The organism is Stenotrophomonas sp. GD03877, assembly GCF_029840555.1.
In the GTDB taxonomy this organism is placed as follows: Bacteria; Pseudomonadota; Gammaproteobacteria; order Xanthomonadales; family Xanthomonadaceae; genus Stenotrophomonas; species Stenotrophomonas geniculata.
The window spans coordinates 1-20,858 of sequence record NZ_JAOCCT010000015.1 but is presented as its reverse complement, the minus strand read 5'-3'; the positions used below and the strand labels follow the sequence as shown (position 1 = coordinate 20,858).

19 protein-coding genes are annotated in these 20,858 nt (G+C 66.8%); 7 read left to right on the top strand and 12 right to left on the bottom strand.

Annotated elements, in window-relative coordinates:
- Positions 1–23 precede the first annotated feature (23 nt).
- The 6 genes from gyrA to ligA form a co-directional block, all read right to left on the bottom strand.
- The gene (gene gyrA, locus N5D20_RS12690) at positions 24–2,738 is read right to left on the bottom strand and encodes a DNA gyrase subunit A (protein ID WP_010480491.1); all 2,715 of its coding nucleotides are present in this window, start codon (positions 2,736–2,738) and stop codon (positions 24–26) included.
- Positions 2,739–2,999: 261 nt separating this feature from the next.
- Positions 3,000–4,064, bottom strand: a complete 1,065-nt coding sequence (gene mtnA, locus N5D20_RS12685; protein WP_043398496.1) for an S-methyl-5-thioribose-1-phosphate isomerase — start codon at positions 4,062–4,064, stop codon at positions 3,000–3,002.
- 47 nt (positions 4,065–4,111) lie between these two features.
- The gene (locus tag N5D20_RS12680) at positions 4,112–4,840 is read right to left on the bottom strand and encodes a DUF3011 domain-containing protein (protein WP_010480486.1); all 729 of its coding nucleotides are present in this window, start codon (positions 4,838–4,840) and stop codon (positions 4,112–4,114) included.
- Positions 4,841–4,982: 142 nt separating this feature from the next.
- Complete coding sequence (gene epmA, locus N5D20_RS12675) at positions 4,983–5,939, bottom strand: EF-P lysine aminoacylase EpmA (protein WP_197578950.1); 957 nt, start codon at positions 5,937–5,939, stop codon at positions 4,983–4,985.
- On the bottom strand, positions 5,936–6,421 hold the full coding sequence (locus N5D20_RS12670) for a GNAT family N-acetyltransferase (RefSeq protein ID WP_049436739.1): 486 nt from the start codon (positions 6,419–6,421) through the stop codon (positions 5,936–5,938). Before N5D20_RS12670 ends, epmA begins: the two co-directional genes overlap by 4 nt.
- 48 nt (positions 6,422–6,469) lie before the next feature.
- Positions 6,470–8,941: an NAD-dependent DNA ligase LigA gene (gene ligA / locus N5D20_RS12665; RefSeq protein WP_192840220.1), complete on the bottom strand. Its 2,472-nt coding sequence runs from the start codon at positions 8,939–8,941 to the stop codon at positions 6,470–6,472.
- 258 nt (positions 8,942–9,199) lie between these two features.
- Between ligA and N5D20_RS12660 the strand changes: the two genes are divergently transcribed.
- The gene (locus tag N5D20_RS12660; RefSeq protein ID WP_197578949.1) at positions 9,200–10,330 is read left to right on the top strand and encodes a pyridoxal phosphate-dependent aminotransferase; all 1,131 of its coding nucleotides are present in this window, start codon (positions 9,200–9,202) and stop codon (positions 10,328–10,330) included.
- A 78-nt stretch (positions 10,331–10,408) separates the two neighbouring features.
- On the opposite strand, the gene zipA is transcribed toward N5D20_RS12660, so the two are convergent.
- From zipA to N5D20_RS12630, 6 genes are all read right to left on the bottom strand, one after another.
- Positions 10,409–11,146, bottom strand: a complete 738-nt coding sequence (zipA, locus tag N5D20_RS12655; RefSeq protein ID WP_049436742.1) for a cell division protein ZipA — start codon at positions 11,144–11,146, stop codon at positions 10,409–10,411.
- Positions 11,147–11,192: 46 nt separating this feature from the next.
- On the bottom strand, positions 11,193–14,696 hold the full coding sequence (gene smc, locus N5D20_RS12650) for a chromosome segregation protein SMC (RefSeq protein WP_197578948.1): 3,504 nt from the start codon (positions 14,694–14,696) through the stop codon (positions 11,193–11,195).
- A 259-nt stretch (positions 14,697–14,955) separates the two neighbouring features.
- The gene (rplI, locus tag N5D20_RS12645; protein WP_197578947.1) at positions 14,956–15,405 is read right to left on the bottom strand and encodes a 50S ribosomal protein L9; all 450 of its coding nucleotides are present in this window, start codon (positions 15,403–15,405) and stop codon (positions 14,956–14,958) included.
- Positions 15,406–15,510: 105 nt separating this feature from the next.
- Entirely contained in the window at positions 15,511–15,741 is a 231-nt protein-coding gene (gene rpsR, locus N5D20_RS12640; protein ID WP_002804494.1) for a 30S ribosomal protein S18, read from the bottom strand.
- A gap of 11 nt (positions 15,742–15,752) precedes the next feature.
- On the bottom strand, positions 15,753–16,190 hold the full coding sequence (rpsF, locus tag N5D20_RS12635) for a 30S ribosomal protein S6 (protein WP_006452997.1): 438 nt from the start codon (positions 16,188–16,190) through the stop codon (positions 15,753–15,755).
- A 233-nt stretch (positions 16,191–16,423) separates the two neighbouring features.
- Positions 16,424–16,762, bottom strand: a complete 339-nt coding sequence (locus tag N5D20_RS12630; protein WP_006376495.1) for an iron-sulfur cluster assembly accessory protein — start codon at positions 16,760–16,762, stop codon at positions 16,424–16,426.
- Between the two features lie 128 nt (positions 16,763–16,890).
- On the opposite strand from N5D20_RS12630, the gene asnS reads away from it, so the two are divergent.
- The 6 genes from asnS (at position 16,891) to N5D20_RS12600 (ending at position 20,858) form a co-directional block, all read left to right on the top strand.
- Positions 16,891–18,285, top strand: coding sequence for an asparagine--tRNA ligase (gene asnS / locus N5D20_RS12625; protein ID WP_049482475.1), 1,395 nt, complete (start codon positions 16,891–16,893; stop codon positions 18,283–18,285).
- 29 nt (positions 18,286–18,314) lie between these two features.
- The gene (locus tag N5D20_RS12620) at positions 18,315–18,614 is read left to right on the top strand and encodes a hypothetical protein (protein WP_043398470.1); all 300 of its coding nucleotides are present in this window, start codon (positions 18,315–18,317) and stop codon (positions 18,612–18,614) included.
- Between the two features lie 7 nt (positions 18,615–18,621).
- Positions 18,622–18,936, top strand: a complete 315-nt coding sequence (locus N5D20_RS12615) for a hypothetical protein (RefSeq protein WP_006453002.1) — start codon at positions 18,622–18,624, stop codon at positions 18,934–18,936.
- Between the two features lie 7 nt (positions 18,937–18,943).
- A complete protein-coding gene (locus N5D20_RS12610; RefSeq protein ID WP_043398467.1) occupies positions 18,944–19,582 on the top strand; it encodes an FMN-binding negative transcriptional regulator in 639 nt (212 codons plus the stop codon).
- A 72-nt stretch (positions 19,583–19,654) separates the two neighbouring features.
- Complete coding sequence (gene can / locus N5D20_RS12605) at positions 19,655–20,317, top strand: carbonate dehydratase (protein ID WP_010480460.1); 663 nt, start codon at positions 19,655–19,657, stop codon at positions 20,315–20,317.
- A 19-nt stretch (positions 20,318–20,336) separates the two neighbouring features.
- Complete coding sequence (locus N5D20_RS12600) at positions 20,337–20,858, top strand: 3-hydroxyanthranilate 3,4-dioxygenase (RefSeq protein ID WP_029379697.1); 522 nt, start codon at positions 20,337–20,339, stop codon at positions 20,856–20,858.

Sequence of the window (20,858 nt, the reverse complement as noted above, 5' to 3'; positions counted from 1 at the left end):
GGTACTTCAGGCTCGCGGCAGGATCACTCCTGCGCGGCGTCCTCGCTGCTGGCCGCAGCCGGGGCGCCGTCGGTCGTGGCCGGGGCGGCAGCCGCCACCTCGTCCTCGTCCTCTTCGATGGAGGCATCCATGCGCTCCACCGCCTGCAGCTTCTCGTCCTTGGACAGGCGGATCAGGGTGACGCCCTGGGTGTTGCGGCCGACGCGGCTGATTTCCGAGCCACGCGTACGCACCAGGGTGCCGCCATCGGAGATCAGCAGGACTTCGTCGCTGGAGCCCATCAGCACCGCGGCGACCAGCTTGCCGTTGCGCTCGGTGGTCTGGATGCCGATCACGCCCTGCGTACCACGGCCCTTGCGCGGGTAGTCCGGCAGCGGGGTGCGCTTGCCATAGCCGTTCTCGGTGGCGGTGAGGATGTACTGCACGCTGGCGTCGTCAGCGCCGTCGATCACCGCATCGCCATTGGCGGCGGCTTCTTCGACACCGTTGTCGTCCTCGTTCTCGTCCTCGATGCCACCGGCACTTTCGGCCACGATCAGGCTGACCACTTCCTCGCCGGCCGGCATCTTGATGCCACGCACGCCGGTCGCGGTACGGCCCATCGAGCGGACCTTGTCCTCGCCGAAGCGCACGGTCTTGCCGTTGGAGGCGAACAGCAGGATGTCGCGCTCGCCGTCGGTCAGGCCGACGCCAACCAGCGCATCGCCCTCGTCGAGGTTGATCGCGATCTTGCCGCGGGCCAGACGGAAGGCGAACTCGCCCAGCGGGGTCTTCTTGACCGTACCGTTCTTCGTGGCGAAGAACACGAACTGGCCATCGGCGTACTCGCGCACCGGCAGCACGGCCTGCACGCGTTCGCCCGGTTCCAGCGGAATCCAGTTGATGATCGGACGGCCACGAGCGTTGGAACCGGCTTCGGGCAGCTGGTAGACCGGCAGCCAGAACACCTTGCCCGAACTGGTGAAGGTCAGCAGCGTGTCATGCGTGTTGACCAGCCACAGCTGTTCGATGAAATCCTCTTCCTTGGTCGCCGCCGCACTGCGGCCACGGCCGCCACGGCGCTGCGCGCGGTACACGCTCACCGGCTGGCGCTTCACGTAACCGGCGTGCGACACGGTGACCACCACGTCTTCCGGCGCGATCAGGTCGAGGATGTCCAGGTCTTCTTCGCTGTGGCGGATCTCGGTACGACGCTCGTCGCCGAACTCGGCCTTGACGCTGACCAGCTCTTCGCGGATCACCTGCAGCAGGCGGTCGGGGTCTTCCAGGATGTGGATCAGCCCGGCGATCACTTCCAGCAGCTGCTTGTACTCGTCGGTCAGGCGGTCCTGCTCCAGCCCGGTCAGGCGGTGCAGGCGCATTTCCAGGATCTGGGTGGCCTGGATCTCGGTCAGCTGGTAGCCGCCCTCGATCAGGCCCACGCCCTTGGGCAGGTCTTCCGGACGCGAGGCTTCGGCACCGGCGGCGCCCAGCATCGCACCGACCAGGCCCGGCTCCCACACGCGCGCCAGCATGCGCTCGCGTGCTTCGTTCGGGTTCGGCGAGGTCTTGATCAGTTCGATCATCTCGTCGATGTTGGCCAGCGCGACGGTCAGGCCTTCCAGCACGTGGGCACGGGCACGCGCCTTGCGCAGCTCGAACACGGTGCGGCGGGTGACCACTTCGCGACGGTGGCGGACGAACGCCTCCAGCATCTGCTTGAGGTTCATCAACTGCGGGCGGCCATCGACCAGCGCCACCATGTTGATGCCGAACACCGATTCCATCTGCGTCTGCTGGTACAGGTTGTTCAGCACAACCTCGGCAGATTCACCGCGCTTGATCTCGATGTAGATGCGCATGCCGTCCTTGTCGGACTCATCGCGCAGCTCGCTGATGCCTTCGATCTTCTTTTCCTTGACCAGCTCGGCGATCTTCTCGATCAGACGCGCCTTGTTCACCTGGTAAGGAATCTCGGTGACGATGATCGATTCGCGGCCGTTGTCGGCCACTTCGATATCGGCCTTGGCACGGATGCGCACGCGGCCACGGCCGGTGCGGTAGCCGGCGACGATGCCGGCGGTGCCATTGATGATGCCGGCGGTCGGGAAATCCGGGCCCGGGATGTATTCCATCAGGCCGTCGACGTCGATTTCCGGGTTGTCGATCAGCGCGATGCAGGCGTTGATCGATTCGCTCAGATTGTGCGGCGGGATGTTGGTCGCCATGCCCACCGCGATACCGGCCGAACCATTGACCAGCAGGTTCGGGAACCGGGTCGGCATGACCGTCGGCTCCAGTTCCTTTTCGTCGTAGTTGGGCTGGAAATCGACGGTTTCCTTGTCGATGTCGGCCATCAGCTCATGCGCGAGGCGCGACATGCGCGCTTCGGTGTATCGCATCGCTGCGGCGGAGTCGCCGTCGATGGAGCCGAAGTTACCCTGGCCATCGACCAGCATGTAGCGCAGCGAGAACGGCTGTGCCAGGCGCACCAGCGTGTCGTACACCGACTGATCGCCATGCGGGTGGTACTTACCGATGACGTCACCGACGATACGCGCCGACTTGAAGTAGGGCTTGTTGCTGTGCGCGTTCAGTTCATTCATCGCGAACAGCACGCGGCGATGCACCGGCTTGAGGCCGTCGCGCGCATCCGGGAGCGCGCGGCCCACGATCACGCTCATGGCGTAATCGAGGTAGCTCTTGCGCATCTCGTCTTCCAGGTTGACCTGGATGATTTCCTTGGCGGTTTCTGCCATTCGGGTTCCGTTGTCTGGTAGCGGTCCAGTCCGGCGCAGCCCTCTGCGGGAGGGGGTCGTGCCGGAACCTCGATTCAACCTGTGGATACTACCACAACAGGCCGTTTTCCGCCTCCCTTTACGGGGATTTTACCGGCACAAATCAGGAACTTAGGGCCCCATACCGCCCCTGTAGCGCCGAGCCCATGCTCGGCTGCGGCGGATTCGCTGGCTGAGCCGAGCGTGGGCTCGGCTCTACAGACATCCGCGACCCTGCCCGCCTCAGCCGCCGAAGGCGGCGCGCATGTTGTCGGCGGTCGGATTCAGGATCACCCCGCGCTCAGTCACGATGGCATCGATCAGCTCGCCCGGAGTGACGTCGAACACCGGGTTCCAGGCGGCGATGCCCTCGGCCACGGTGCGGGTACCGCCCACGCCGTACAGCTCGCCCGGATCGCGCTGCTCGATCTCGATCTGGCTGCCGTCCACGGTTTCCATGTCCACGGTCGAGGACGGCGCCACGACCATGAACTTCACGCCGTGGTGGCGCGCGGCAATGGCCAGCTGGTAGGTACCGATCTTGTTGGCGGTATCGCCATTGGCGCAGATGCGGTCCGCACCCACGATCACCCACTGCACAGCACCGGTCTTCATCAGGTGCGAGGCGGCCGAATCGGCAATCAGGGTGGCGTCGATGCCATCCTGCTGCAGCTCCCACACGGTCAGACGTGCGCCCTGCAGCCACGGACGAGTCTCGCCGGCAAATACCCGGGCGATGCGGTGCTGGGCCATGCCGGCACGGATCACGCCCAACGCGGTACCGAAGCCGGCGGTGGCCAGCGAGCCGGTGTTGCAATGGGTCAGCACGCCGCTACCGGCCTCGATCAGGCCGGCGCCCAGCGCGCCCATGTGGCGGTTGGCGGCCAGGTCTTCCTCGGCGATGGCCTGCGCCTCCGCTTCCAGCAGAGCCTTCCAGTCGGCGCCAGCGGCGTTCAGGCAACGGCGCATGCGCGCCAGCGCCCAGGCCAGGTTGACGGCGGTCGGGCGCGAGGCGTTCAGGCGCTGCAGCGCCGGCTCCAGCTGCTGCAGCGCATGCGCGCCATCAGCAGCCTGCACGTCACGTGCGGCCAGCACCACGCCCCAGGCCGCGGCAATGCCGATGGCCGGCGCGCCACGCACGGTCAGCGCGTGGATGGCGGCGGCAACCTCGTCACTGTCATGGCAGACCACGTGCTCGACCACGAACGGCAGCTTGCGCTGGTCCAGCAGTTGCAGGGCATCGCCGGTCCAGAGGATCGGGCGGATGTGGTCATAACGGGCGTAGTCGATGTCGGAGGCAGTGTTCATGGGCCCATTGTAGGGCCACGCCCCGCGCGGTTGGAGCCTGCCCCGGCTCAATTCACCGAGAATTCGGCGCGGCAGCCGCCGTCCACCCAGATCCCGTTGCGGTTCCAGCCCCAGGTGTTGCCTTCCTCGCACGGGGTGCTGGACAACTGTTCGGTGACGACGGCGCCGACCGAAATGCTCGCGCCACAGAAGCGGCGCTTCTTCGACTTCGACTCGCAGGTCAGGCGGCGTGGCACGTCGACAAAACGGCCGTCCTCGTCAGCCACTTCGAAATCGCCCTGGCAACCACGGCTGGTCCAGACTTCATTGCGCTTGTAGCCCCAGCCCTGCCCTTCGCGGCACGGCAGCACCGACAACTGGCGCAGCAGGCGCACCGGCGCCCCGTCCAGGCGCACCGGGCAACTCTGCGGGCGGCCATTGGATTCGCAGCGCACCACACGGCGGACCAGGCGCTTGCCTTCCGTTGCCGCAGGCGCTGCACCCTGCGCTCGACGCGCACGGAACTCGGCCCGACAGCCCAGGGTGACCCACACGCCACTGCGGTCGGTGCCCCACTCGCTGCCACGGATGCAGCTGTTGCTGGACAGCTGGCGCACAAGGTCGATGCCATTGCTGACGTCGATATCGCAATGCACCCAGCCCATGTCGCGCGATTCGCAGGTCACCACTTCGCCGTCATAGCCCGCCTGCTGGGCCGACGCCGATGACGGCAGCCAGGCACCCCAGAGCGCGATGGAGTACACCGGTGCAGCGACAACCGCAAACCACTTGACCAAAGCCTTCCCCAGCAGGAATGGATGAACTGCGTGCCAGTGTCCGGCATCTGCCGTGATAAGAGCATCATCCCGCTTACCGAAGCAAGCGCAGAAACGCGGAATTCCGTTCAGCCTTCGATGTTCAGGAACGTGCGCACCGCGCTCACGCGTGGGCGAAGTCGTAGGCCAGCACATCGGCGATACGCGGCGTGCGGTTCATCGCCATCAGCAACCGATCGACACCCACCGCCACGCCGGCGCAGGCGGGCATCGCGGGCAATGCGGCCAGCAATGCTTCGTCCAGTGCCGGCTGCACCTGGCCGCGCTCATGGCGGCGCTGCAGGTCGCGCTGGAAACGCGCACGCTGCTCGTGGGCGTCGTTCAGTTCGTGATAGCCGTTGGCCAGTTCCACTGCACCCAGGTACAGCTCGAAACGCTCCGCCAGCGGCGGCGCGCCGGCACGGATGCGTGCCAGTGCGGCCTGGCTTGCGGGCCAGTCATGGACCACGGTCATCACTGTGTCATCGAAGTGCGGCTGGATGCGATGGGTCATCAACAGGTCCAGCCAGTCATCGCGGGTCAGCCCGACCGGGTCGATGTGCACCTCGCCCAGCGCGGCACGCAGCGCGGCCTCATCAGCATCGAACGGATCCACGCCCACATGCTGCTGGAACAGCTCGCGGTAGCTGAGCACACGCAGCGTCGCACTGCGCCCGACCAGAGCCAGCGCCTGGCCAACCAGCTCGGCGGTTTCCTGCACCAGGCGATGGTGGTCCCAACCGACCCGGTACCACTCCAGCATGGTGAACTCCGGATTGTGGCGGCCGCCCGCCTCGCCATTGCGGAACACCCGGCCCAGTTCGTAACAGTCACCCACGCCCGCCGCCAGCAGGCGCTTGAGCGGATACTCCGGCGAGGTGCGCAGCCAGCGGCGGCGTCCGCCGGCATCGACATGGCCGGTGAAATCGGTATGGAAGCTGTCGATGTTCGGCTCGGTGTTGCCGGCCACCGACAGGATCGGCGTCTCCACCTCCAGCACATCGCGCTCGGCGAAGAAGCGGCGCACCAGCGCATTGAGCGCGGCGCGCTGCTGCAGCACGCGCAGCAGGGCCTCGCTCACAGGATGCCCTCCGGGCGCGGGTGATCCAGCGGCAGGGTCAGCAGATCGCGGGTGTCATCGATGTAGCCGCTGGCCAGGTACAGGCGCCGGGCCAGTTCGTTGTGGTGGTTCACTTCCAGGCGCAGGCGGCTGACGCCACGCCCGCGAGCGCGCTGTTCGCAGATGGCCAGCGCCTGCTTGCCGCGGCCACGACCGCGCGCGCGATGGCTCAGGTACAGCTCGTCCAGCAGCATGAAGTGGCCGCCCTGCTCCAGGCTGAAGCCCATCGCGATCACTGCGTAGCCGACCACCTCGCCCGCCTCGTCCAGCCACAGCAGCACTTCGCCATTGCGCGGGTCAGCCAGCAGCGCATCCACACCGCGACGCACGCGCGCGTCATCGAAGTCGATCCTGTCTTCGGCATAGAACTCGCGCATCAACGCGATCAACTGCTCCTCGTCAGCTCGGGTGGCCAGGCGGAAATCCAGCGGGGCGGTCTGCATCGGTGTTCCTTTGTCTTTCATGCCGGGCGCGAGGCCCCGGCGGGGTCATCATTCGTGTTCGGCAAGGTAGGCCAGCAGGCGGTCTTCGTCCCACACCGGCACGCCCAGCGATTGCGCCTTGTCCAGCTTGGAACCGGCTTCGGTACCGGCCACCACGAAGCTGGTCTTCTTCGACACGCTGCCTGAGACCTTCGCGCCGAGGGCCTCCAGGCGCTCCTTGGCGGCATCGCGGGTAAGCTGGGCCAGGGTGCCGGTCAGCACCACGGTCTGCCCGTCCAATGGGCCGGCCACAATCTCGGCCAGCGCCGGCGCCTTGGCCAGGATCTGCTGCATCGCCTTCTCGGCCGCCAGCAGCATCGCGCCATGGCCTTCGGCATCCAGCCACGCGGCCAGGCCACGCGCGGTATCGTCGGGCAGGCCAGCGTTGACGAACTGGCCATGCTCGGCGTCGAGCACCGCCTGCGCACCGGGAAGCGCGGCCACCAGCTTTTCCGCACGCAGGCGCGTGATGCCGGGAATTTCCGACTCGACCAGCAGCTGCGCCAGATCCAGACCCTCGCGCAGCTTGGCGCTGGGCGCATGCACGTCGCTGATGCGCACCTGGCCAACCAGCAACAGGTCATCGATGGCCTGCTGGTTGCCCTGCTGCTCGAAGAAATGGCCGAGCGAGCGCGCCACTTCGCCACCGATGTCCGGCACACGCTTGAACAACGGCCACGGCAGATGGCGGATCAGCTCCAGGTCACCGAACCACTGCGCCAGCGCCTTGGCCGTGCTTTCGCCCACATGCTCGATGCCGAGCGCGAACAGCAGGCGCTCCAGCGTGGCAGCACGGCTGGCGTCGATCGCCGCGATCAGGTTGTCGGCCCACTTGGTGGCGATCTTCTTCGTGTTCCATTCGAAGCTGGCCGGCTGCACCAGCGCCTGCGCGCGCCAGCCCGGATCGTTGCCATCCAGCTTGAGCACCGCATTGAGCACCGCACCACTGCCCTCGGCCGGCAGATGCAGCTTCAGCGCAGCAGCCAGTGCGGAAGGGTCTTCGGCATCCAGCACCAGCTTCAGGTGCAGCAGCTGGTCACGGTTGAGCCGGTACAGGTCGGCCACACTCTTGACGATGCCGGCGTCGACCAGGGTTTCGATGTACTTGTCACCAAGGCCGTCGATATCCATCGCACGACGCGAAGCGAAATGGGCAATGGCCTCCTTGCGCTGCGCCGGGCAGGACAGCTCACCCGAACAGCGCCACGCGGCGGCACCTTCCTCGCGCACGATTTCCGAGCCGCACACCGGGCAGCGCGTCGGCATCTGCCACGGCGTAGTGCCCTGCGGGCGGCGGTCGAGAATGACGCTGACCACTTCCGGAATCACATCGCCGGCGCGGCGCACGATCACGCTGTCGCCGACGCGCACATCGAGGCGTGCGATCTGGTCGGCGTTGTGCAGCGTGGCGTTGGACACGATCACGCCGGCCACGGCCACCGGCGCCAGGCGCGCGACCGGTGTGGCCGCACCGGTGCGGCCGATCTGGATCTCGATCGCCTCCACCGTGGTGCTCTGTTCCTGCGCCGGGAATTTGTGCGCGATGGCCCAGCGCGGCGCGCGCGAAACGAAGCCCATCGCCTGCTGACCCGCACGATCATCGAGCTTGTAGACCACGCCATCGATATCGAACGGCAGGCCATCACGGCGCTCACCGATGTCGCGGTAGTAGCCGAGCAGGCCGTCGGTGCCTTCCACCACCTTGCACAGCTCACTGACCGGAAAGCCCCAGGTACCGAGCTGGGCCAGAGTGCCAGAATGGGTGTCCGGCAGTTCACCGCCCTGCACTTCGCCGGTGCCGTAGGCGAAGAAACTCAGCCTGCGCTGCGCACTGATCTTAGGATCGAGCTGGCGCAGCGAGCCGGCCGCGGCATTGCGCGGATTGGCCAGCACCTTGCCACCGTGCTGACGGGCACGTTCGTTGTAGGCCTCGAAATCGGCACGCGCCATGTAGACCTCGCCGCGCACCTCCAGCACATCCGGCCAATCCTTGCCGTGCAGGCGCTTGGGAATGTCGCCGATCTCGCGCAGGTTGGCGGTCACGTCCTCGCCGGTACTGCCATCGCCACGGGTCGCGCCGAGCACGAAATGACCCTCCTCGTAGCGCAGGCTGATCGCCAGGCCGTCCATCTTCGGCTCGGCCGAGAACCGCAGGCTGCGACGGCCCAGGCGCTCATCGATGCGGCGCACGAAATCGGCCACTTCTTCATCGCTGAAGGCATTGGACAGCGACAACATCGGTACCGCGTGGCGCACTTCCGGGAAACGGCCGGAGGGCCGCGCACCGACCTGCTGGGTCGGGCTGTCGGCACGGGCCAGTTCCGGGTGCTCGCGCTCCAGCGCTTCCAGCTCGCGCACCATCCGGTCGTAGTCGACGTCAGGGATCTCCGGCGCGTCCAGCTCGTGGTAGGCGCGGTTGGCCTGGGCGATCTGCCGGCGGAGGTCTTCGGCGCGTTCGGCTGGGCTGGGGCTCATCGGGATACGGTGGTTCTGGGATGGCCGGGAATTCTACCGCGCCCGGCCGTCAGGCCCGGTAACGGCCCCGCTTTTGTAGCGTCGAGCCATGCTCGACTGCTCCCCCCTCCGCTCTGGCAGGTGCCAACCGTCTCCCTCGTTCCGGTAGGTGCCAACCTTGGTTGGCACGTCTGTAGTCGAGCACGGCTCGACGCTGCAAATGCAGCTTGCCGCCCACCCTCACCGGCGCTAGCGTGCGACGGTCTGCCCTTCGGAATCCTGCCCGTGCCCCTGCCCGCTTCCCGTCGACGCTTCCTGCAACTGGCCGGTGCTGGCCTCGCCGTCGCCGGCAGCGGGCTGCCACAGCTCGGCCATGCCCAACCCGCGACAGCCGCCGCCCCCGCCCCCGCCCCCGCCGAAGGTGCGGTGCTGCTGAATTTCAACGAATGCCCCTACGGCCCCTCGCCCGCAGCCCAGCAGGCGGCACGCGACAGCATCGCCGGTTGCGGCCGCTACCGTTTCGCACTGGCCGGACAGGTGCGCGACGCCTTCATCGAACAGGCACGCATTCCGGCTGATCACGTGCGGTTGTATCCGGGTTCCAGCGAACCGCTGAACCGTGCCGCCGTGCTATGGACCGGCCCGCTGGCGGGACTGGTAGTCGCCGACCCGACCTTCGAGACGCTGGGCGAGGTCGCCGCCGCACACGGTGCGCACGTGCAGAAAGTGCCGCTGCGCGACGACGGCGCACATGACATGCGTGCAATGGTTGCCGCCGCGCATGCACGCCCGACCGGACTGCTGTATGTGTGCAACCCGAACAACCCGACCGGCTCGATCAGCCCACCGGATGAGCTTGCCTGGCTGCTGGCCCACAAGCCCGCCTCCACCCGCGTGCTGCTGGACGAGGCCTACCTGCAGTACAGCGAGCAGCCGAGCCTGATTGCGCAGGTGGCGCAGCGCGACGACCTGATCGTGCTGCGCACGTTCTCCAAGCTTTATGGCATGGCCGGCCTGCGACTGGGCGTGGCGGCCGCGCATCCCGACCGCCTGCGCGAACTGGCCAGCCTGGGCGACAACCCGCTGCCCGTGCCGGCACTGGCCGCTGCACTGGCCAGCCTGCGCGATCCGCAGTTGATTCCTCAGCGCCGCCTGCAGAATGCCAAGGTGCGGCAGGCCACCATCGCGTGGCTGGGCAAGCGTGGTTTCAGCTGCGTGCGGTCGGAAGCGAACTGCTTCGTGGTCGACGTCCAGCGCGATGGCAGCGCGTTCGCCAAGGCAATGGCCGACAACGGCGTGGTGATCGGGCGAAGCTGGCCGATCTGGCCACAGCGCGTGCGGGTTACCGTGGGTACCGAGGAAGAGATGGCGGCATTCCGCCGCGCATTCGCCAAGGTGGCCGGCGTCCCGGCGTAGACCACATCCACGCACGGCGTGGATCTACCGGAGGTTGCCGACGGTGGGTGCCGACCGTTGGTCGGCACGCCATGGCGCTTACCAGCGCGGGGTCTTGGTCAACGGCGGAGCCTGGTGCTGCCGGTCGTAGGCGCGCAGCTCGTCACGGATGTGTGCGATGCGCTGGCGACCCAGGGCGTTGCGGCTGTCATCCAGCACAACGCCATCCAGCAGCTCGGCCATGCGCTGCACGGTCGGCAGCATTTTCTCCCAGGCATCCAGCGCGGTCAGCGGCGCCGGCAGGGTCAGGAAGAAGGCGATGGCCGGGGTCTCCATGGCACGGATGTTGGCCATGTCGAAGCTGCCCGGCTTCATGATGCTGGCCATCGAGAAGATCGGGCCGCGCTCGGGGTGGCCTTCCACCAGGCGGTGGAACACGTTCATGTGTCCGAACACCAGGCCGGTCTTTTCGGCCGCCACCACGATGTCTTCGCCACGCAGCTGTTCGCCGGCGCGGGCGGCCACGAACAGCGAGACGATCTTGTCGAAATCCTGGGTGGCGCGCTTGCCGAGGTCGCTGGCGCCCGGGTCGGTTTCGCCCAGGCCGAGTTCGGCCTGCTCGCCTTCCGTGCCCATGCCCGGTTCAACGCGGCCATCGGCCACGGTGACGCCATCTTCGCCCAGCACCGGCTCGCGGCGCTCGCCGCTGTTCGGTTCCGCGCCTTCCACGCGGCGGCCCTGGGGCTTCTTTTTCGGACGGCCAAACAGGAAGATCGCGGCGATCAACAGCAGGCCGGCGGCCAGGATGCCGATGCGCAACAGTGCCGTGTCGGACATTCGATAGGTTCTCCGGCTAGTTCATTCAGGTAACTAGGATGGCACGTCAGGCCGCGCCCGCCAATCGCGCGGCTTCTTCCAGGTCCACGCTGACCAGGCGACTGACGCCCGGCTCGCGCATGGTCACGCCCGACAACTGGTGCGCGGCCTCCATCGTCGCCTTGTTATGGCTGACGAACAGGAACTGCACCTTTTCGCTCATTTCCTTGACCATGTTGGCCAGGCGGCCGACGTTGGCTTCGTCCAGCGGCGCGTCCACCTCGTCCAGCAGGCAGAACGGCGCGGGATTCAGCTGGAAGATGGCGAACACCAGCGCCACCGCGGTCATCGCCTTCTCGCCGCCGGACAGCAGCGAGATGCTGGACACGCGCTTGCCCGGCGGACGCGCCATGATGGTCACACCGGTGTCGAGCAGGTCTTCACCGGTCAGCTCCAGGTAGGCGTGGCCACCGCCGAACAGGCGCGGGTACAGCGCCTGCACGCCGGCGTTGACGCGGTCGAAGGTGTCCTTGAAGCGGCCACGGGTCTCGCGGTCGATCTTGCGGATCGCATCTTCCAGGGTTTCCAGCGCCGTGGTCAGGTCGGTGTGCTGCGAATCCAGGTAGTCCGAGCGCTGCGACGCCTCACCGTACTCGTGGATGGCGGCCAGATTGACCGGCTCCAGCCGGCGCATGCGGCCATCGATCTGGTGCACGGCCTGCTCCCAGTCGCCCAGGCGGGCATCCTCGGGCAGCGCATTGAGCACGTCCTGCAGTACGAAACCGGCCTTCTCCACCGCCCCCTGCAGGGTCTCCGCGCTGAGCACCAGCGCCTGCTGGTCCAGCTTGCGCTGCGAAATGCGTTCGCGCTGGGCCAGCGCCTGTTCGTCGCGCTGGTGGCGGGTCTGTTCGTAGTTGCGCAGTTCGGCATCGATGCCGTCCAGCAACGTGCGCGCCTCGGTCAGCACGCGGTCGGCGCGCACGCGCTCTTCCAATGCGTTCTGATGTTCGGCCTGCAGCGATTCGACCGGCGAATCGCCCTCATCCAGCTGCGAATGCAGTTCGCCCAGGCGCGAATCCAACTGCCCGCGCTGGGTACCCATGCGCTCCAACGCCTGGCTCAGTGAGGCCAGCTGCGCCCGCTGCGATTCCAGGGTCAGGGCCAGCGAGTGCGACCGCTCGCGCACCGCACGTGCAGCGTCGCGGGCCAGGTCGCGGGCCTCGGTCAGCTGGCGGCGCTCGCCCTCCAGCCGCTGCCGGGTCGATTCCAGGTCGCCCATGCTGCTGACCGCGTTCTCCAACCGCGAGCGCGCCTCACGCGCCTGCTCGTTGTTGGCTTCCAGCGTGTCCTGCAGCTGCTTCAGCTCACCTTCGATGCGGTCGATGCGCGTGCGCGCGGCCTCCACCTTGCCCTGCTGGCCCTGCAGCTGGCCTGCCAGTTCAGAGACCGCGCGATGGGCCTGGTACAGCGCACGCTGCGCGTCTTCGCGCTGCTGTTCGGCGGCCTGCAACTGCTCGCGGAAGCCGCTCAGCTGCTCTTCCAGCTCGGCTTCGCGGTCCTGCAGCTGCTCGATCTGCTCGCGCAGCTCATTGATCTCGCGTTCGCGCAGCAGCGCGCCCTGCTGGGCCGCGCCGGAACGCGACACACGCAACCAGCCCTCGCCCAGGCGCTCACCGCCCTGGGTGATGGTCGAATCGCCTTCCGGCAGGCTGGCCTGCAGCGCCTTGGCTTCGGCCAGATCCCTGGCACCGTGCAGGTGCGCCAGCAGGCGCCGGATCGCTGCCGGGCCACGCACGCGTGCAGCCAGCGAGGTCGGCGCGACCTTCAGGTCCGCGCCATCGTTGGCGACCAGTGCAATGTGGCCCTCGCCCAGTTCGCCCAGCGCGTCGACCAGGCTGGCCGGGTCATCGACCAGCACGCCTTCGATCAACTGGCCAAGCGCGCTTTCCACCGCGGTTTCCCAACCGGCATCAACATCCAGGCGTTCGCCGACACGCGCCGCCGAATCCAGCCCACGCGCCTTCAGCCAGGCCACGGCCGCGCCCTGCTCCTGGCCCAGCGCGGCCTGCTGCAGGGTTTCCAGCGAGGCCAGGCGGCCACGCAGGCCGTTGACCTGCTTGCGCAGTTCGGCCAGTTCGTTCTGGCCATTCCGCTGCTGCTCCTGCACGGCCGCCACGCCCTGCTTGCGCAGCTCGACGTCTTCGCTCAATTCATCCAGCGCGGTCTTCTGCGTGTCGTGCTGCAGGTGCAGCTGCTCGAAGGCTTCTTCCAGCGCATCCACGTCCAGGCCGGCGCGTTCGGCGGCCAGCGCTTCACGACGCCTGTCAGCGTCGAGGATCTGCTTGTCCAGGTAGTCCACGCGCGTGCGCTCGACGTCGCCGGCGCGCGAGGCCTCCGAACTCTGCGAGGTGTGCTGTTCCCAGCGCTGCTGCCAGCTGGCCAGCCGGTCTTCAGCCTCGCGCAGGCTTTCCTGCTTGATCTCGTGTTCTTCCTGCAGTGCTTCCAGCTGCGGAGTGGCGGCCTCCACTGCCTCACGCAGCACCATCAGCTTCGCCTCGTCGCCACTGATGTGCTGGCCCAGTTCGGCCAATGCCTGACGGGTCTCGTCGCGTGCCTTGTGCAGGCGCTGCGACAGCTCGCGCTGGTGCTGGATCTGCTGTTCCAGGCGCGCCAGCGTGCTGCCGACCTGGTAGACCGCCGCCTGCGCGGTGTTGAGCGCATCGGCGGCCTCTTCGCGGCGTACCCGCGAGGTCTCGATGCGGGCCTCGGCGTCGCGTTGGTCGGCGATCAGCTGCTGCAGCTTGGTCTCTTCCTGCGACAGGCCTTCGCGCAGCTTCGACAGGCGTCCGTCGAGACCACGGAATTCCAGCGCCTTCCACTCGGCATCCTTGACCCGGCGCTCTTCCTGCAGCGCCTGGTACTGCTCGGCCTGCTTGGCTTGGCGCTTCAGGTGTTCGAGCTGCTTGCTGATCTCGTCGCGCAGATCACCCAGACGGTCCAGGTTTTCGCGGGTGTGGCGGATGCGGGTCTCGGTCTCCTTGCGGCGCTCCTTGTATTTGGAGATGCCGGCCGCCTCTTCCAGGTAGACGCGCAGGTCTTCCGGGCGTGCCTCGATGATCTGGCTGATCATGCCCTGCTCGATGATCGAGTAGCTGCGCGGGCCCAGGCCGGTGCCGAGGAACAGATCGGTGATGTCGCGGCGGCGGCACTTGGTGCCGTTGAGGTAGTAGTTGCTGGTACCGTCGCGGCTGACCGTGCGCTTGACCGAGATTTCGTTGAACGCGGCGTACTCGCCCGAGATCGTGTGGTCGGAGTTGTCGAAGATCAGCTCGACCGTGGCCTGCGAGACCGGCTTGCGGGCGTTGGAACCGGAAAAGATCACGTCGGTCAGCGAGTCGCCGCGCAGGCGGCTGGCCGAACTCTCGCCCATGACCCAGCGCACGGCGTCGATGATGTTCGACTTGCCGCAGCCATTGGGCCCCACCACGCCGGTCATGTTGGTCGGCAGGTGCAGGGTGGTCGGATCGACGAACGACTTGAAGCCGGACAGCTTGATCGTGGAAAGACGCATAGGGGTTCCGGACTGGGGCCGGCAAGCGGCCTGCGTTTACCCTCCAAGCCATTGATCCTGCTGGGATCGATGCCCGTGGAACGGGTGTGACGCCCTGAGTATACCGATGTGGCCGTGTTCTACGAATGGGCGTGGAACATTGTCCAGCCCCACCCCGTCGGCCAGAGGTGGTCCGACACCACGAAACGGAGCCATAAAACAAAACGGGCACCCTTGCGGGCGCCCGTTCTGCGGTGATGCCAGGCCTTGCGGCGTGGGATCAGGCTTCGGCGACGACGACAACCTTGACGGTGGTCTCGACGTCGGCGTGCAGGTGGACCAGCACGTCGTACTCGCCGATGTTGCGGAAGGCGCCTTCGCCCAGGATGACTTCGCTCTTGCTGACCGGCAGGCCGGCAGCGGTGAAGGCATCGGCGATTTCGCGGGCGCCGACCGAGCCGTACAGCTTGCCTTCGGTCGAAGCGTTGGCCGGGATGGTCACGCTCGCGCCGTCCAGCTTGGCCTTGCGGGCGTCAGCTTCGGCGTGGATGGCCTGGGCCTTGGCTTCGTACTCGGCGCGCTTGGCTTCGAACTCGGCCTTGTTGCTCTCGGTGGCCGGCACGGCCTTGCCCTGCGGCACGAGGAAGTTACGGCCGTAGCCCGGCTTCACGTCGACCAGGTCGCCCAGGTTGCCGAGGTTGGTGACTTTCTGCAGGAGGATCAGCTGCATGGTATTGCTCCAGATGAGTTATTCGTTAGCGAGGCGATGCCCCGCAACAAAGGCTGTCCGAATAGCTGGCACAGCGGGGGCGGCACCGGGCCGCCCCGCCGGGCATCAGACGTCGTGGTTGTCGGTGTACGGGATCAGGGCCAGGAAGCGAGCGCGCTTGACGGCGGTCGCCAGCTGGCGCTGGTACTTCGACTTGGTACCGGTGACGCGGCTCGGCACGATCTTGCCGTTCTCGGTCAGGTACTGGCGCAGGGTGTTGAGATCCTTGTAGTCGATCTCCTTCACACCTTCAGCCGTGAACTTGCAGAACTTGCGGCGACGGAAGAACTTGGACATGGGAAGGCTCCTTAGGCGGCAGAAGCGGCGTCGTCGCCGGCTTCGTTGTCAGCGGTGGTGGTGGACTCGCCTTCTTCGTCGTCACGACGACGGCGCTCACCGCGCTCCGGCTTGTCACCCTTCTCGTCCTTGCTCTTCATGATCAGCGACTGCTCGGTGTCAGCCTCGTCACGCTTGATGACCAGGTTGCGCAGCACGGCGTCGTTGAAGCGGAAGCTCTCGGTCAGTTCGTTCAGAACGGCCTGGTCGGCTTCGATGTTCATCAGCACGTAGTGGGCCTTCACCAGGTTCTGGATCGGGTACGCCAGCTGGCGGCGGCCCCAGTCTTCCAGACGGTGGATGGTGCCGTTGCCGTTCTCGACCAGCGACTTGTAGCGCTCGATCATGGCCGGGACCTGCTCGCTCTGGTCCGGGTGGACCATGAACACGATTTCGTAATGACGACTCATGTTTTTTCTACCTTTCGGATGTGGCCTTGCGGCCGGACAGCCCCCCGCCGTTGAGACCGCGGTGGGGCAAGGGTTCCCGCCGGGCAGGCAGGAAGCCGCGCATTATGGCGCAGATGGGGAGGATGGGCAACCGGGGGTACCCGACATGCTGAACCGGGGTGCCCTGCCCCGGTGCCGATCAAGGTCGGCACCCACCAGGCGGGTAGCGCCGGGCCATGCCCGGCGGCCGGCCGTCAGGCCTTGTCGGCGTCGGTGGTGAAGCTCTCGCCGCAGCCACACTCGGCGGTGGCATTGGGGTTGCTGAACGTGAACGTCTCGCTCAGGCCGTGCTTGCCGAAGTCGATCACGGTGCCGTCCACCAGCGCCAGGCTCTTGGCGTCGACGTAGATCTTCACGCCGTCCTGGTCGAACACGGTATCGCCCTCGCGCTCGTCGCGGGCCAGGTCGGTGATGTGACCCCAGCCGGAGCAACCGGTCTTGGTCACGCCGAAACGCAGGCCCAGCGCGCCGGGGGTCTGGGCGACGAAGCGCTGCACGCGCTCGAAGGCAATGGGGGTCAGGCTGACGGCCATGGGGCTACTCCAGAGGTACGGGGACATTATAAGGAGCCGTTGCCGCGAAAAATGCCTCGCAAGCAGAACGCTGCAACCGGTAAACTCCCGTGTTCACAGATCGAGTCGATCAGCAGAGGATTCAAGTCATGACGGTGGTCAGCGTTGAACATGCGCTTGCCGGGAAGATCCCGGAAGGCGGCGAAGTCACGGTACGCGGATGGGTGCGCACGGTGCGCGGTTCAGCGAATCTGGCTTTCGTGAATGTGAGCGACGGCTCCTGCTTCGCCCCGATCCAGGTCGTGGCCGGCGACGGCCTGGCCAACTTCGACGAGATCAAGCGCCTGACCAGCGGCTGCTCGGTCATTGCCACCGGCACCCTGGTGAAGTCGCAGGGCAAGGGCCAGTCGTTCGAGATCCAGGCCAGCGCACTGGAAGTGGTCGGCTGGGTCGAAGACCCGCTCACCTACCCGATCCAGCCCAAGCCGATGTCGCCTGAGTTCCTGCGCGAGGTGGCACACCTGCGCCCGCGCACCAACCTGTTCGGTGCGGTCACCCGCATCCGCAACTGCCTGGCCCAGGCCGTGCACCGCTTCTTCCACGAGAACGGCTTCAACTGGATCAGCACCCCGATCATCACCACCTCCGACGCCGAAGGCGCCGGCCAGATGTTCCGCGTGTCCACCCTGGACATGGTGAACCTGCCGCGTGACGAGAAGGGCGCGATCGATTTCAGCCGCGACTTCTTCGGCAAGGAAACCTTCCTGACCGTGTCCGGCCAGCTGAACGTCGAGGCCTACTGCCTGGCGCTGAGCAAGGTCTACACCTTCGGCCCGACCTTCCGCGCCGAGAACAGCCACACCACCCGCCACCTGGCGGAATTCTGGATGATCGAGCCGGAAATCGCCTTCGCCGACCTGGCCGAAGACGCACGTCTGGCCGAAGAGTTCCTGAAGTACCTGTTCCGCGCGGTGCTGAACGAGCGCAGCGACGACCTGGCCTTCATCGCCGAGCGCGTGGACAAGAACGCGATCACCAAGCTGGAAGACTTCATCAACGCGCCGTTCGAGCGCATCGACTACACCGATGCGGTCACCCTGCTGCAGAAGTCCGGCAGGAAGTTCGACTTCCCGGTCGAATGGGGCCTGGACCTGCAGACCGAGCACGAGCGCTGGCTGACCGAGGAACACGTCGGCCGCCCGGTGGTGGTGACCAACTATCCGGAGCACATCAAGGCCTTCTACATGCGCCTGAACGACGACGGCAAGACCGTCGCCGCGATGGACGTGCTGGCCCCGGGCATCGGCGAGATCATCGGCGGCAGCCAGCGCGAAGAGCGCCTGGACGTGCTGGATGCGCGCATGGCCCAGTTCGGCCTGGATCGCGAGCACTACAGCTGGTACCGCGATTTCCGCCGCTATGGTTCGGTGCCGCACGCCGGCTTCGGCCTGGGCTTCGAGCGCCTGGTGGTCTACGTCTGCGGGCTGTCCAACATCCGCGATGCGATCCCCTACCCGCGCGCCCCCGGCAGCGCGGACTTCTAAGCCCCACACGACCACGGAGGTACTGCCCCATGACCCTGTTCTTCGCCCTCTGTTTCGTCGGCGTTGCAGTGGCCGGGTTCAGTGCCTTCGTGATCTTCTGGCCGCTGACCCTGGTGCATGTGCGCGACCGCCATCCGGCGCTCGCCGAGCGCTTCGGCAGCGGCGCCTTCCTCAAACCCGATGCCCTGGCCTGGCTGCTGCGCCGCGACTATCGCAAGCAGCCGGACCGCTCGCTGTCCGGGCTGGCGACGCCGGCCTGGGTATCGCTGCTGACCCTGCTGGCCGGACTGGGCATGGCCGCCCTGCTCTGGCTGGCCTCGCTCTGGTAACACACCCATGAATGACATCACCGCCTCGCGCGACAGCTGGTGGCTGGCCAGCCTCGGCAACACCCTGATCTGGGCGCGCCTGCGCGTGCGCCCGGCCGGCACCGCCGAAGTGCTCGACAGCGATGGCAACACGCTGAGCTATGACAGCGAAGACACCGCCCGTTCGCAGCTGTTCGACGCCGAGTTCGTCGAGTACGACGGCCTGGACGAAGAAGACGCGCTGGTGCGCGGCTTCAGCCTGCACGAAGTGCAGCCGCCGCAGGCCGACAGCGACGAGGGCCTGCGTGGCCGCATGATCCAGTCGCTGGGCGGGCGCGCCTGAACCCAGCATGTTCACCCCGCGCGCCTTCGCCGAGACCGACCTGCTCTGGCTGGACCGCCTGCTGGCGCGCGATCCATTCGTCACCGTGCTCACCCCCGGCAGCGATGGCCTGCCGGAGCTGACCCGGATGCCGGTACTGTACCGGCGTGACGGCGAACAGATCGAACTGCGCGGCCACTGGGCCCGCGCCAACCCGCAGTCGCGCCACAGCGGCGCGGCCAAGGTGCTGGTCGACGGCCCGCACGGCTATGTCTCGGCCAGCTGGTACCCGGACAAGGAACCTGCGGCGCGGGTGCCGACCTGGAACTACGCCGCCGCCGAACTGCGTGGCCAGCTGCAGACCTTCGACGACACTGATGCGCTGGCCGAACTGGTCGGTACGATCAGCGACCGTTTCGAAGCCAGTGTCGGCCAGGCCTGGCAGTTCGATGCCACGCGTGCCGAACACGGCCCGGAGCTGCGCGCCATCGTCGGCTTCCGTTTCCAGGTCGAGCAGGTGCAGCTCAAGCTCAAGCTGAGCCAGAACCATCCCGACGCCAACCAGCGCGCCGTGATCGCCGAACTGGAACAGCTCGGCACCCCCTCTTCCACCGAGTTGGCGCAGTGGATGCGCTGGCACCGCGAACAGGCCGCCCGCAGCGACTGAACGCCCCAGATTCCCGCGACGACGCAGCCGGATGGCTGCGGCGCGCCCCCACCCGACGCCAGGGACCCGTACATGAAAGACATCCACAAGCTGCTGCAGAACAACCGCGACTGGGCCGACCGCATCGAGAAGGAAGACCCCGAGTTCTTCCACCAGCTGGCCAAGCAGCAGCACCCGGAATACCTGTGGATCGGCTGCTCCGATTCGCGCGTGCCGGCCAACCAGATCATCGGCATGGCCCCGGGTGAAGTGTTCGTGCACCGCAACGTCGCCAACGTGGTCGCCCACACCGACCTGAACTGCCTGAGCGTGGTGCAGTACGCGGTGGACCAGCTGAAGGTGAAGCACATCCTGATCGTCGGCCACTACGGCTGCGGCGGTGTGCATGCCTGCCTGCACAACACCCGCGTCGGCCTGGCCGACAACTGGCTGCGCCATGTGGGCGACGTGATGCAGAAGCACACCGGCATCCTCGATGCGATCGAGACCGATGAGCTCAAGCACGCTCGCCTGTGCGAACTGAACGTGATCGAGCAGGTTGCCAACCTGTGCCGCTCGACCATCGTGCAGGATGCCTGGGCCCGCGGCCAGAAGCTGATGGTGCATGGCTGGGTCTACAGTCTGAAGGACGGACGCGTGCGCGAGATGGGCATCGACGTCGGTTCGCAGGAAGAGCTGCAGCCGGCGTATGAAAAGGCCCTGTCCTACATTCCGCGCAAGGGCAAGCGCGACTGATCCCTTACGGATGACCACCATGCTCGCTTCGCCGATCAACCTGCACGCCTGGATCGAAGAAAACCGCCACCTGCTGAAGCCACCGGTGGGCAACAAGATGATCGACAACGGCGACTTCATCGTGATGGTGGTGGGCGGGCCGAACTCGCGTACCGACTTCCACTACGACGAAGGCCCGGAGTGGTTCTACCAGCTCGAAGGCGAGATGGTGCTGAAGGTGCAGGAAGACGGCGCGGTGCGCGACATTCCGATCCGCGCCGGCGAGATCTTCCTGCTGCCGGCAAAGGTGCCGCACTCGCCGCGGCGTCCGCCCGGTGGCATCGGCCTGGTGGTCGAGCGCAAGCGCCTGCCGCATGAGATGGACGGTGTGATCTGGCATTGCGAACACTGCAACCACAAGCTGCACGAAGAGTACTTCCCGCTGCAGAACATCGAAACCGATCTGCCCAAGGTGTTCGCGCGTTACCACGCCAGCCTGGAGCTGCGTACCTGCAGCCAGTGCGGGCACGTGGATCCGCTGCCGGTGCCTGCGGCGGGCTGA